Raw genomic sequence first — 11,970 nt, forward strand, 5'->3', positions numbered from 1 at the left:
ATGCTGTTCAAGATTATCCTGATCTTCTTGCTTGCCATGATCCTGATCGGGATGATTGGAAAGGCGCTTTTTCCGGATGCCATGTCCAGAGGGTTGCGTCGCGCGCGCGGCAATCCTGCTGTCTGCAAATCTTGTGGCCGCTATGTGATTGGCAAAGCCTGCGACTGCAAGAAAGGGAGTAAGTCCTGATGACGGCTTTGGTTACTGGGGCTGGCAAGCGTCTGGGGCGCGCGATGGCGCTATATCTGGCTAAGCGCGGACATGATGTTGCGATTCATTACGCCACATCGGCAGAAGAAGCCGAAAGTCTGGCCGCGGAAATTCGAGAAATCGGGCAGCGCGCAATCACATTGCAGGCCGATATTCTTGTCGAGGCGCAAGTTGAAACGCTTGTTCCACGGGCTACAGATGGGTTGGGTCCATTGACCGTCTTGGTCAACAACGCTTCGATTTTTGAATATGACCGTATTGAAACCGCAACACGCACAAGTTGGGATCGGCATATCGAATCCAATCTTCGTGCGCCTTACGTCTTAACTCAGGCGTTTGCCCGCCAGTGCCCACCCGCAAAACCTGACCAAAACGGGGAACCTTTGGCGCAGGGCCTGATCATCAACATGCTGGATCAGAGGATCTATAAGCTTACCCCTGAATTCAGCACCTACACCATCGCCAAGATGGGGCTATGGGCGTTGACTCAAACCGCCGCACAGGGTTTGGCACCTCATGTCCGCGTCAATGCAATTGGCCCCGGCCCTACCTTGCGTGGTGGGAGGCAGTCAGAAGAACACTTTGCGCGGCAACGGGCAGCGACTGTTCTGAAGCGGGGAGCCAATGCCGAGGACATCGTCGCAGCCCTTGGTTACTTTCTCGATTCGCCAAGTGTGACAGGGCAGATGATTGCCGTTGACGGCGGACAGCATTTGGGTTGGCAGACGCCAGATGTCCTTGGAGTTGAGTGACGCAAGGGAATGTCGGGTCAAGTTGTCCACTTTTTGCCCGGCATTAATACTATCGTTACAAAAATGTCTGATTTCTCAAGGATTTGAAGGCGCCTCAATTTTCTTTCCTTTAAAATCAGCGGCTTATTTTTTTGCCTATTTTTTGGGCAATCCAGTGAAAGGGCCTAATTTCAAGGGAAAATCGGGCATCAGCAAAGTTTTTCCGCAGACTTATCCACAGAAAGCGTGGACTTCTTACCCCTTGCTCACAGGTCGTGTTCATTGCAGCGAGATAAGAGAATCGACGAACATGAACTTAATCTTTCTGGCTGTGACGAGATGATCGACGACACCGAAAACAAAAGCGAAGTGCCAACTGGTCATGAGGTGATCCAGCAGTATTTGCGCACACTTGACGGCTCTCCGGGGGTTTACCGGATGCTCAACGCAAAGGGCGAAGTTCTTTACGTCGGAAAGGCAAGGAACCTGAAGAACCGCGTTTCGAACTACGCCCGGCCGTCCGGTCACTCGGCGCGGATTGGTCGAATGATCTTTGAAACGGCCAGCATGATGTTCTTGACCACGCGTACCGAGGTCGAGGCGCTGTTGTTGGAACAAAACCTCATCAAGCAACTGAAGCCGCGCTACAACGTTTTGATGCGGGACGACAAAAGTTTCCCGAATATTTTGATTTCAAAGGATCATGCGTTTCCGCAGATCAAAAAGCATCGCGGGAAGAAGTCCGAAAAGGGAAGCTATTACGGGCCGTTTGCCAGTGCAGGAGCCGTGAACCGGACATTGAACCAGTTGCAGAAGGTGTTTTTGCTTCGAAACTGCTCGGACAGTATGTTTGTGAGCCGCACCCGCCCTTGTCTGCAATATCAGATCAAACGATGTTCGGCACCGTGCGTCGGCAAGATCAGTGCCGAGGGTTATGCCGCTTTGGTGTCAGATGCCGAACGGTTCTTGCAGGGCAAGTCGACAGCCGTACAGGCTGAATTGGCTACAGAAATGGCGCGCGCAAGTGAAGAGATGGAGTTTGAGCGGGCGGCCGCGCTGCGTGATCGTATTCGTGCGCTGACGAATGTTCAGCAAGCTCAGGGGATCAATCCACGCGGCGTGGCCGAGGCAGACGTAATCGGTCTGCATTTGGAAAATGGTCAGGCCTGCGTGCAGGTCTTTTTCATCCGGGCCAATCAAAGCTGGGGGAACCGTGATTTCTACCCGCGCACCGGGGCAGGCGCCGATGAGGCCGAGATTCTGACAGCCTTCGTAACGCAATTCTATGATGACAAAGACCCACCGAAGCTGTTGCTGCTTTCGCACCCGGTCGAGGATGAGGATCTTGTGACGCTCGCACTATCAGAACGTGCCGGGAGAAAAGTTGAACTGGCCGTCCCGCAAAGAGGGGAAAAGGCCGAACTCGTCGAAAATGCGGTACGGAATGCGCGAGAGTCCTTGGCGCGAAAGATGGCGGAAACCAGCACGCAGAACAAGCTTCTCGCCGGTCTGGCTGAAGCGTTTGATCTTGAAACTAGTCCGCGCCGGATCGAAATCTATGATAACGCCCATATTCAGGGTTCGGATGCCGTAGGCGGTATGATTGTCGCCGGGCCGGAAGGGTTTATCAAATCGCAGTATCGCAAGTTCAACATCAAGGGCACAGCAGGCGCACAGGGTGATGATTTTGGCATGATGAAAGAGGTGCTGACGCGCCGCTTTGAACGGTTGTTGAAAGAAGATCCTGATCGCAAGACAGAGGCTTGGCCGGATCTGCTGCTGATTGACGGCGGCGCAGGACAGGTATCGGCTGTGGCCGAAATCATGGACGGCTTGGGCGTAGATGATATCCCCTTTGTTGGTGTGGCGAAGGGTATTGATCGTGATGCCGGCAAGGAAGAGTTTTACCGGGTTGGTGAACCTGCCTTTGCACTTCAACGCAACGATCCGGTGCTTTATTTCATTCAACGCCTTCGGGACGAAGCGCACCGATGGGCCAATGGCGCACATGTGGCCAAGCGATCAAAAGCTGTTGGGGCTACTCCGCTAGATGATGTTCCGGGCGTGGGAGCTGGTCGAAAGCGTGCGCTCTTGGCTCATTTCGGAAGCGCAAAGGCCGTGTCGCGGGCCGGAGTTGACGATTTGAAAGCCGTGGACGGCATTTCCGAGGCGATGGCGCAAACAATCCACGATTTCTTTCATCCCAAGGGCTAAACGGTTGCCATTGGAGCACGAAGCCAATTGGGTTCGACGGTGACTCGTTCACAACCTCCAAATCGCGCAAGTCGATCCAGTTCACGCATCAGTCTTTCACTGCGTTGTTTTCCCATGTTCACGCCAATTTCTGGCCAGAACGCTCGGAGATGAAGGCGGCCCTCGGCGCGCAAAGCCTTGGCATCCAGCCGGCCGATCAGGGCTTCGCCCTCCATCACCGGAAAGACGTAGTATCCATATTGTCGTTTGGGCTCGGGTACGAACACTTCGATCCGGTAGTGAAAACCGAACAGCCGCTCTATGCGCGCTCGGTCTCGCAAAGCTGGGTCAAACGGAGAAAGGATTCGCAGACGCGACGGTAAAGGCTCGGGCACGAGGTAGAGCAAATGGGGGCGGGTCAAGCTGGGACGCAGGCTTCCATCAGCTTGTTCAATCAAGACGGGCTGTATGCTGCCTTCCTCAATCGACCTTTTTGCCCAATCCAAGGCTTCGGCCTTTTCAATGGCGTTCCAGTATCTGACGATCTCACCTTTGTCACCAAATCCTAGGCGATCAAGGGCGGAGGAACAGGCCCAGTCGATGAGTTCGGCCCTCGAGACAGATCGGTTGAGATGCGAAGATGGAATGACACGCTCGGTCAGGTCATAAACCTTGCGAAAACCATCCCGACGCGCAACGGAAAGCTGGCCTGTACGCCATAACCATTCCAAAGCAGTCTTGGAGGGGTGCCAATCCCACCAACCGCCTTTGCCGCGTTCTTCGCCTTCTCCCACGTCGGATGAACTGACCGGGCCATCTTTGGCAACGCGTTCAAGGATCGTATCGAATTGCGCTTCGTAACCTTCGCGGAACCAACGGCGCCAATTCTTGTGGAGCCGGTCTTCATCCTTGGCAAATCGGTGTTTCCAAAAGGCAAAATTCTCGACCGGAATGATGCTGGCATCATGTGTCCAGTGCTCGAACAGTCCGCGATCCCGTTCCATCAGTTGCTTCAAGGACTTCGGATCATAGCTTTGACGGCGTGACCAAAGGATCATCTGGTGCGCCCGTTCGACAGTATTGATGCTGTCAACCTGAACAAAACCGATGCGGTTGATCAGCTCTGCCAAAGCCTGGCCGCGGCAAGGCCCGCTGGGTGCTTCGCCAAGGGCATGAGCCTGCAAGAACAGGCGTCTTGCCATCGAATTCGGGATGATTTGTTCCATCGGACCAAGCAATCCGGTGGAACGGTCGCGGTCAACTGTTTTCAGGCGGTGGCCAGTTTTGCCTCTCGGAAGGTGACCAACCTTTTGGCCTTCTCGTCCCAAAGATGCAGACTTGCGCACTTCAGGCTTTCACGAATGGTCAGTACCTGTGCTTCTGCCAAGGCGGGGTAATCGCGCAAGATTTCTGACAGTCGGTAAAAGGGAATTCGGCTGTAAAGATGGTGAACGTGGTGAATGCCAATATTGGCCGTCAACCAGCGCAGCGGTTGGGGGAGCTTGTAATGCGAACTGCCCAACAGGGCGGCGTCATGCATCTGCCACTTGGGTTCGTGATCCCAATAGGTGTCTTCAAACTGATGTTGTACGAAGAACAGCCACACGCCCAACGTCGCCGCCGAAATGACCGTTGGCAGATAGATGAACGCGATAACCTGCCAGCCGCCCAGCAGATAAAGACCTACCAAAAGCGCGACCAACATCAGGTTGGTTCCCATCGACGAAATCCAATAACGCCAGCCGGCGGTCATCAGTCCCAGAGGAAGGCGATAGTCGACCAAGAAGATATAGGCAGGCCCCAGTCCAAACATAACGATCGGGTGGCGATACATCCGATAGACCAAACGTCCGAACCATGAACGGTTCTGGTATTCTTCAACGGTCAAGGTCTTGACGTCGCCAATCCCACGTCGGTCCAAATTGCCAGCGTGGGCATGGTGAATCGAATGTGTCCGGCGCCAGACATCGTAGGGCGTCAAGGTCAGCACGCCCGAAATGCGGCCAACCCAATCATTAACGTGACGATTGCTGAACAGAGACTGGTGACCGCAATCGTGCTGGATCAAAAAGACACGGACCAGCCAAACACCATTGAGGATAGCGATGGCCATCGCAAGAAGCGGGCTGAGCGAAAGAGAAAGCCAAGCCAAGGCCCAGAAACCAAGAAATGCACCCATCGTAACCGCAAGTTCAAAAATTGAACGGCTAAGAAGTGGCTCGCGATACTTTGCAAGGATGGGTACCCAAATCTTCGCACTAGCTTCGCGGGCCTGAGCCAGTTCCATGGTCATTGAATTCATCGGGTGCCTTCTTCGCCTGCGTCTTTATTGAGCAAAATGCTGAACAGCCATTTTTGCCGTTAGGTTAATCGCCCTGATAGTCCCTTGTCCGTCTTGGGTCCAAGGGTTTTAGCGCGCCTATACCTTCGAAACGGCTGATTTGGCCGAAAAAGGGAGTCAAAGTCCGGCTTCGCTCGCGATTTCCTTGGCAGATTTGCGTGCACGCTCTGTCGCAGACTTCAATTGGCCACAAGCTGCCATGATGTCCTCGCCGCGCGGAGTGCGGATCGGGCTTGCATAGCCGGCCTTGTAAACGATATCGGCGAACGCCTCGATGCGTTCCCAATCGGAACGCTGATACGGCGCCCCTGGCCATTCGTTGAATGGGATCAGGTTGATCTTTGCCGGAATGCCCGCGATCAGCTTGACCAGACGGCGCGCATCCGCATCGCTGTCATTCACGCCTTTCAGCATGACATATTCAAACGTGATCCTCTCGCTGTTCGAGAGGCGCGGATAATCACGAAGGGTGTTCAGAAGGGTTTCGATGTTCCACTTCTTGTTCACCGGCACCAGTTTGTCGCGCACTTCATCGGTCGTGGCATGGAAACTGACAGCCAGCAGGCAGCCGATCTCTTCGGCCGTCTTGGCGATTTCCGGGACAATGCCGCTGGTCGACAGCGTGATCCTGCGGCGAGAAAGGGTCAGTCCCTCGTTGTCCATCACCACTTTCATCGCGTCGCGGACATTGTCGAAATTGTAAAGTGGCTCGCCCATGCCCATCAGAACCACATTGCTGACAAGACGGGCTTCGTCCTTGGGCTCGCCCGGCTTCGGCCATTCGCCCAAGTCGTCGCGGGCCAACATCACTTGGCCGACGATTTCGCCAGCCGTTAGGTTACGGACCAGCTTTTGCGTGCCGGTGTGACAGAAAGAGCAGGTAAGTGTGCAACCCACCTGGCTGGAAATGCACAGTGTCCCGCGGTTTTCTTCAGGAATGTAAACTGTTTCAACCTCATGTCCGCCGGCGATTCGGACAAGGTATTTGCGTGTGCCATCCGCGCTGACTTGGCGGCTGACGACTTCGGGAATCGAAATCTCGAAGTGCTCAGCGAGAAAGGCGCGGTAATCCTTGGACAAGTTTGTCATTTCGGCAAAATTGCGCAGGCCGAAGTGATAGACCCACTGCCAAATCTGCCCCAGACGCATCTTCGCCTGCTTTTCAGGCGTCCCGGCAGCAATCAGCGCTTCGCGAAGTTTTTCACGAGTCAGGCCGACGATGTTGATTTTGCCACCTTCCGGAAGTTTGCGCGGAAGGGTCAGCACGTCCTGGGTGATGGGGGCCGAGGCGGTCATGGTACATATCCAATGGAAGAGATTGGCGTTCATATAGGGGATTCGCGCTCAAAACGGAACCATCCCAAAAGAACTCAATGAAAAACGCCCCAGACGAGCCGGAGCGTTCGGAAATCTTGATGCGTCGCGCTTACTTGCAGCGTGCTTCTGCTTCTTCCATGGCGGCGGTAAAGCCACGCAGGCTGAAAGTGTCTTTCGTTTCCGTGCCGCGCCCGGATTGCGCCGATAGAATCGCGGTCGTTCCGCGTTTCATCGCGCCCAGCAACTCGGCATCGGCAGCGGCACTTCCCGGCCAGGCCCATTCGCCATCGCTGAAAAGCTCAAAGCTTTTGCCATCAATATCGACTTTGACGACCGAGCCTTTGGCAAAAGGGTATCCGCCGGTGAAAGAGATCTCACCATTGGCACCCGCGCCGGGGCGGAAGGTGACGAACAAAAGAATGTCACCACGGCGTACCGACACCGGCTGGCCGTTACGGCTGTTCACCGTCTCTTTTGGCTTCGAGACGCCCCAGCATTCCTTTGGATTGGCTTCGGTAAAGACGCTCCAATCGGTCTTCGTGGCAACTCGGTTTGTGGATTCTTGGGCGAATGCAGGGGCAACGCCAAGGCTTAGGGCAGCCGCACAGGCGACGCGCACAAAGAAGGAAGTCATGTCGTTCACAGCCTCCAAGCTGTTCAGTGCCTCTGCCCACCTGCCACCAGTTCTGGTCTGGCCTTTTCACTGGCATGGGGGCGCTTTACTCGATATCCCATCCTTACTTCAAAAAGACCAATCCGCGAAAGCCCTATGGGCGATAAATCGCGCATGTGTGACAGGATATAACAGGGAAATTGATGAGAAATCCGCAGCCGATGGTTGAACTCTGGCGTGGAGGCCTGTTGGAAAGCCAGCACCTTGGCCATGCAGTGATCTGGGGGGAAGGTGGGATGATCCGGTCATGGGGCGACCCGGAAAAGATCATTTTCCCGCGGTCTTCGTGCAAAATGATCCAGGCCCTGCCTTTGGTCGAAAGCGGTGCAGCCGAGGCCGCAGGGCTGACCGACCGCCATCTTGCCCTGTCCTGTGCAAGCCATCAGGGCTCGGAATTACATGTTGAGATGACGGGACGCTGGCTTGCCGACCTTGGATTGTCAGAGCGGGATCTGCGCTGTGGCGCGCATGAGCCCTATGACCATATCGAGCGAGATCGCTTGATCCGATCCGGGGAAAAGCCCTGCCAATTGCACAACAACTGTTCGGGCAAACATTGCGGGTTCGTCACGACGACGCGACACCTCAAGGCGGGTCCGGAGTATACCGAAATAGATCATCCACTGCAGAAAGCCATCCGTCAGGCGACCGAGGAGATCACGGGCGAAACGGTTGCCGGTTACGGGATTGATGGCTGCTCGGCCCCGAATTTCGCAATGTCGTTAAGTGGTCTTGCGCGCGCCATGCAGGCTTTTTCCGCCGCAACTGGTGCAGGGGATGGCCGTGATCGTGCCATGCACCGCCTGACCCGTGCTATGGCAGACTATCCTGAAATGGTGGCAGGCGAAGGTCGTGCCTGTACAGAGTTAATGCGCGCAATGGACCATAAGGTTGCTATTAAGACAGGCGCAGAGGCCGTCTTCGTAGCCATTGTCCCCGAAAAGAAATTGGGCATTGCCTTGAAAATTGCCGATGGTTCCGGTCGCGCATCCGAAGCGGCAATAACGGCGATTTTGGCAGACCTAGGCGTTCTGGACCCGAAGCACCCAATGGCGCAGAAACGGCTTCCGGCTGAGCAACTGAATCGGCGCGGTCTTCGGACAGGCGAACTTCGATTGTCTGAGGGCTTTTTGTAAAATCGGCCCCTGCCAAAATAAGCAGGGGCCGAAATTCATACGAAGTGTAAACCCGATGGGGGCTTGGGTGGGGGCAGTTATACCCCCATCGGGCCGACACACTTCGTTCTGACCTTATGATTACGATTCGTGGCGGGATTGCGGCCAAGGTAAAGCGGTTCCAAGGCTAATTCGCAGGGGCTTGATTTGCTCTTTGCTCGGCGTAATCATGAATACATGACGGTCCAGCCACCGACCCCTTTTCCAACGCATGAGAGGCTGCCAGAGCAGGTCAGCTTTGATCGGCGTGAGCTTGGTCAAATCCTGAACCTCTATGGTCGAATGGTGGCGATGGGAGAGTGGCGAGATTACGGTATCGCGGCCCTCAGAGAGGTCGCGGTCTTCGCAATCTTTCGCCGCACGGCCGAAAATCCGCTCTACCGAATCGAAAAGCGGCCAAAGCTTCGGTCCAAACAAGGCATGTATGCTGTTTTGGGGATGGATGGGCAGGTCTTGCGCCGCGGCCATGATCTGGAACAGGTTCTGCGTGTTCTCGAACGCAAACTGATCCGTCCGGTCGAATAGGTTATGGCCGTCGGCGGGCGATAATGCCGCGTCCTTCCTGCGATTTGATCCGCGTTGTGCATTCCACGATGTCTTCATAAGCCACAGACATGCTGTGTCCATTCGCGTGGATCAGCCGCGTTTCGTCGACCACCATCGCCACATGGCCCTTCCAGAAAAGCAAATCCCCACGCGAAAGGGGGGCGTCTTCCGGAATGGCTGACCCGACCTGTTGCTGTAAATCGCTGTCGCCCGGACAAGGCTGCCCACAGGCAACAAGGGCCACCTGCACCAACCCTGAACAGTCAATGCCTGCGGCGCTATTTCCGCCCCAAAGGTAAGGGGTGCCAAGAAGGCTCTCTGCAACGGAAACCGGGTCCATCAGTCGGTCCGCTATGGGTCGCAGATGGACCATCGGCACATAGCCAACTTGTGAAAGTCCAAACCTGTTCTCTAGTGTGCTAACCGCAAGCCTCGCACCAATAGGAAGCGCGAAATGTTCTGGTGTCTGAACCTTTGGGCCCGAGTACGCATGTGACGCAGATGCAGCGACCCAATGCGTCGGAAGGATTGGCTTTCCGACGGCATCGCTGGCAATCCAACCGCAATAGCCATCACTCGCTGCCTGAACGAAAACAAAGTTCTCTTGCCGGTCAATTACAGTGATTTCTGCACCAAGAACCAATTGCCGGTCTCGTTTTCCATTGGGTTGATCAAACAAATCGACCAAGGGGCGCGCGACACTTGCCAATTCCCCTTCGGTATAGCTGTCAGCTTCAACCTTACCCTTAACAGAGTGCAGAGCGACGCGGCCTGAAAATGGGGTTAAACGGCGATCCATTTATAGACCCAAAATCTGGGGCAAAGCATGAAGGATCGCCCGCGCGCCTTGCCCCGTTCCACCTTTCGGACGCCCCGGCAGGTCGCTTGGAGTGTGGCCGTAGATGTCAAAATGGACATACCGCGGCACGTCGACGAACCGGCGCAGGAACAACGCAGCGGTTATTGACCCGGCGAAACCACCTGACGGTGCGTTGTCCAGATCTGCGATTCCGGGCTCGATCATGGGTTCGTAGGGGGCCCAGAATGGAAGCCGCCAGACAGGGTCCAGTCCGGCAAGGGCACCCTGCTCCAAAGCAGAGACAACGTCAGCGTCGTCACAGTAATAGGGGGCCAGATCCGGTCCGACGGCCACGCGGGCGGCCCCGGTCAAAGTGGCCATCGAGATCAGGACGTCGGGCTTGCCTTCGCAGGCATAGGCCAGAGCGTCCGCCAAGATAAGCCGCCCTTCCGCATCGGTGTTGTTGACCTCGACGGTCAGTCCTTTTCGGCTGGTCAAAATATCGCGTGGGCGCATGGCCGAGCCGGAAATACTGTTCTCGACACAAGGCACCAGCACTCGGAGGCGAATTGGAAGCGCAAGGCGCATGATCATATGCGCCAAGCCCATGACTGTGGCCGCTCCTCCCATGTCCTTCTTCATCAACAGCATTCCCGTCGACGGCTTGATGTCCAAGCCGCCTGTGTCGAAGCACACGCCTTTGCCAACCAAGGTCAAAAGCGGCCCTTTGTCCCCCCAGCGGAGGTCAAGCAACCGCGGTGCACGCTCCGAGGCGCGACCAACGGCATGCACCATCGGGAAATTCTGGGTAAGCAATTCATCTCCGACGATCGCATCGACCTTTGCGCCGTGCTGTTCCGCGAGTGCGACAAAGGCTGCCTGCAACTCTTCCGGCCCCATGTCGCTGGCCGGCGTGTTGATCAGATCGCGCGTCAGAAACTCACCTTCTGCCATCGCAAGCAGAGCGTCTTCCTGAATGCCCTCTGGGAGTTTCAGCCGGGCTGGCTCGGATGGCGTCTTTCCCGGCCTGTAGCGGTTGAAGCTATACCCCGCCAGCAACCACCCAAGCGCAGCCTCGGTCTTTTCCAATGGCGTAAGATTGCCAACAAGATGCCAATTTCCAGCCGGAAGATTTCCCACAGCTTTGGCCAGGCCAAAGCGAGTTCTGTCCCGTGCGGTCGAGGTGCCAAGACCAAGCACGGCCCCTGCCACGCCGCCATCAGCAGAAGGTAACAATTTTAGGTCGCCCAGATTGGCTTCAAATCCAGTGGCTTTCAGCCAGTCGGCCCATCCCTGGCCGCTGGTTCCAATCCACTCCGCCAGTTCTTTGGCAGAGATGACATGAATCGGGCGCGAGGGTTCGTCAGATGCAGCGAACTTGGGAAGATGTGACATAGGGCTCTCATGGTCGAACGAACATTCGCCAACCCTAGTCGTTCCTCCGAGGCATGCAATCCATCACCTTCAAGATTGCATGTTGTCAAAGGATTGGCGCTCTGACACCAGCGTCCGCTCGGTCACGCGCATCAGCCTTGCCCAAACGGCGCTAAAGGAGGTGGAATCTCCCCGCTCAAGACAGATACGCGCATCCCCACTGACACGGGCCAAGGTTACCATCCCAAGGTTTTCCGCCCTGTTCTGAAGTTTTCGCATCTGGCGGGTCAGATCAGTCATGTCCCGCATAAGCACCTGTTCAGCAATACCGGACATGGTCATTGCCACTTCGCCCAAGGCTCGGGCAACAACCTGCTCTGCCGAAACCGTTCCCAAATTGCGGTAAATGTCAGCAATCGGCGTCGCATCTTGTTCAACAACCACAACGGGGCATAACGCCACTACATTTCCTGCAGCCATGGCCACACCTTTATTCAACACACCCGTTCCCATTTCAGGGCCTCTCCCTCAAGAAAAGGTTGCAGGTCGGACATTATTCCTCTCGAATTTTCTCCAATTGCCCCGTATTCGGGCAACGAACTGTCAGAAGG

Annotated in this window: 12 protein-coding genes; 5 read left to right on the forward strand and 7 right to left on the reverse strand. The window is 55.6% G+C overall.

Going from position 1 to position 11,970, the window contains the following annotated elements; translation table 11 throughout:
• The 3 genes from ACSBLW_RS15490 (at position 1) to uvrC (ending at position 3,155) form a co-directional block, all read left to right on the forward strand.
• Positions 1 to 189, forward strand: coding sequence for a hypothetical protein (locus tag ACSBLW_RS15490; RefSeq protein WP_435257497.1), 189 nt, complete (start codon positions 1 to 3; stop codon positions 187 to 189).
• Entirely contained in the window at positions 189 to 962 is a 774-nt protein-coding gene (locus ACSBLW_RS15495; protein ID WP_435257498.1) for an SDR family oxidoreductase, read from the forward strand. Before ACSBLW_RS15490 ends, ACSBLW_RS15495 begins: the two co-directional genes overlap by 1 nt.
• A 318-nt stretch (positions 963 to 1,280) precedes the next feature.
• The gene (uvrC, locus tag ACSBLW_RS15500; protein ID WP_435257499.1) at positions 1,281 to 3,155 is read left to right on the forward strand and encodes an excinuclease ABC subunit UvrC; all 1,875 of its coding nucleotides are present in this window, start codon (positions 1,281 to 1,283) and stop codon (positions 3,153 to 3,155) included.
• Here the strand turns inward: uvrC and ACSBLW_RS15505 are convergent.
• From ACSBLW_RS15505 to ACSBLW_RS15520, 4 genes are all read right to left on the reverse strand, one after another.
• A complete protein-coding gene (locus ACSBLW_RS15505; RefSeq protein ID WP_435257500.1) occupies positions 3,152 to 4,360 on the reverse strand; it encodes a winged helix-turn-helix domain-containing protein in 1,209 nt (402 codons plus the stop codon). The two genes, uvrC and ACSBLW_RS15505, sit on opposite strands and share 4 nt — an antisense overlap.
• A gap of 41 nt (positions 4,361 to 4,401) precedes the next feature.
• Complete coding sequence (locus tag ACSBLW_RS15510) at positions 4,402 to 5,436, reverse strand: fatty acid desaturase (protein WP_435257501.1); 1,035 nt, start codon at positions 5,434 to 5,436, stop codon at positions 4,402 to 4,404.
• A gap of 156 nt (positions 5,437 to 5,592) precedes the next feature.
• The gene (rlmN, locus tag ACSBLW_RS15515; protein ID WP_435257502.1) at positions 5,593 to 6,771 is read right to left on the reverse strand and encodes a 23S rRNA (adenine(2503)-C(2))-methyltransferase RlmN; all 1,179 of its coding nucleotides are present in this window, start codon (positions 6,769 to 6,771) and stop codon (positions 5,593 to 5,595) included.
• A 130-nt stretch (positions 6,772 to 6,901) separates the two neighbouring features.
• Positions 6,902 to 7,426, reverse strand: a complete 525-nt coding sequence (locus tag ACSBLW_RS15520) for an invasion associated locus B family protein (protein WP_435257503.1) — start codon at positions 7,424 to 7,426, stop codon at positions 6,902 to 6,904.
• Between the two features lie 182 nt (positions 7,427 to 7,608).
• On the opposite strand from ACSBLW_RS15520, the gene ACSBLW_RS15525 reads away from it, so the two are divergent.
• Together ACSBLW_RS15525 and ACSBLW_RS15530 are read left to right on the forward strand one after the other, a co-directional pair.
• Positions 7,609 to 8,601: an asparaginase gene (locus tag ACSBLW_RS15525; protein WP_435257504.1), complete on the forward strand. Its 993-nt coding sequence runs from the start codon at positions 7,609 to 7,611 to the stop codon at positions 8,599 to 8,601.
• 216 nt (positions 8,602 to 8,817) lie between these two features.
• Positions 8,818 to 9,165: a DUF2794 domain-containing protein gene (locus tag ACSBLW_RS15530; RefSeq protein ID WP_435257505.1), complete on the forward strand. Its 348-nt coding sequence runs from the start codon at positions 8,818 to 8,820 to the stop codon at positions 9,163 to 9,165.
• Between the two features lies 1 nt (position 9,166).
• On the opposite strand, the gene ACSBLW_RS15535 is transcribed toward ACSBLW_RS15530, so the two are convergent.
• The 3 genes from ACSBLW_RS15535 to ACSBLW_RS15545 form a co-directional block, all read right to left on the reverse strand.
• The gene (locus ACSBLW_RS15535; protein ID WP_435257506.1) at positions 9,167 to 9,985 is read right to left on the reverse strand and encodes a C40 family peptidase; all 819 of its coding nucleotides are present in this window, start codon (positions 9,983 to 9,985) and stop codon (positions 9,167 to 9,169) included.
• Entirely contained in the window at positions 9,986 to 11,380 is a 1,395-nt protein-coding gene (locus ACSBLW_RS15540; RefSeq protein WP_435257507.1) for a leucyl aminopeptidase family protein, read from the reverse strand.
• 69 nt (positions 11,381 to 11,449) lie between these two features.
• A complete protein-coding gene (locus ACSBLW_RS15545) occupies positions 11,450 to 11,839 on the reverse strand; it encodes a hypothetical protein (RefSeq protein WP_435257508.1) in 390 nt (129 codons plus the stop codon).
• Between the last annotated feature and the right edge of the window lie 131 nt (positions 11,840 to 11,970).

The sequence above is a fragment of the Thioclava sp. FR2 genome (assembly GCF_051200875.1).
In the GTDB taxonomy this organism is placed as follows: Bacteria; Pseudomonadota; Alphaproteobacteria; order Rhodobacterales; family Rhodobacteraceae; genus Pseudotabrizicola.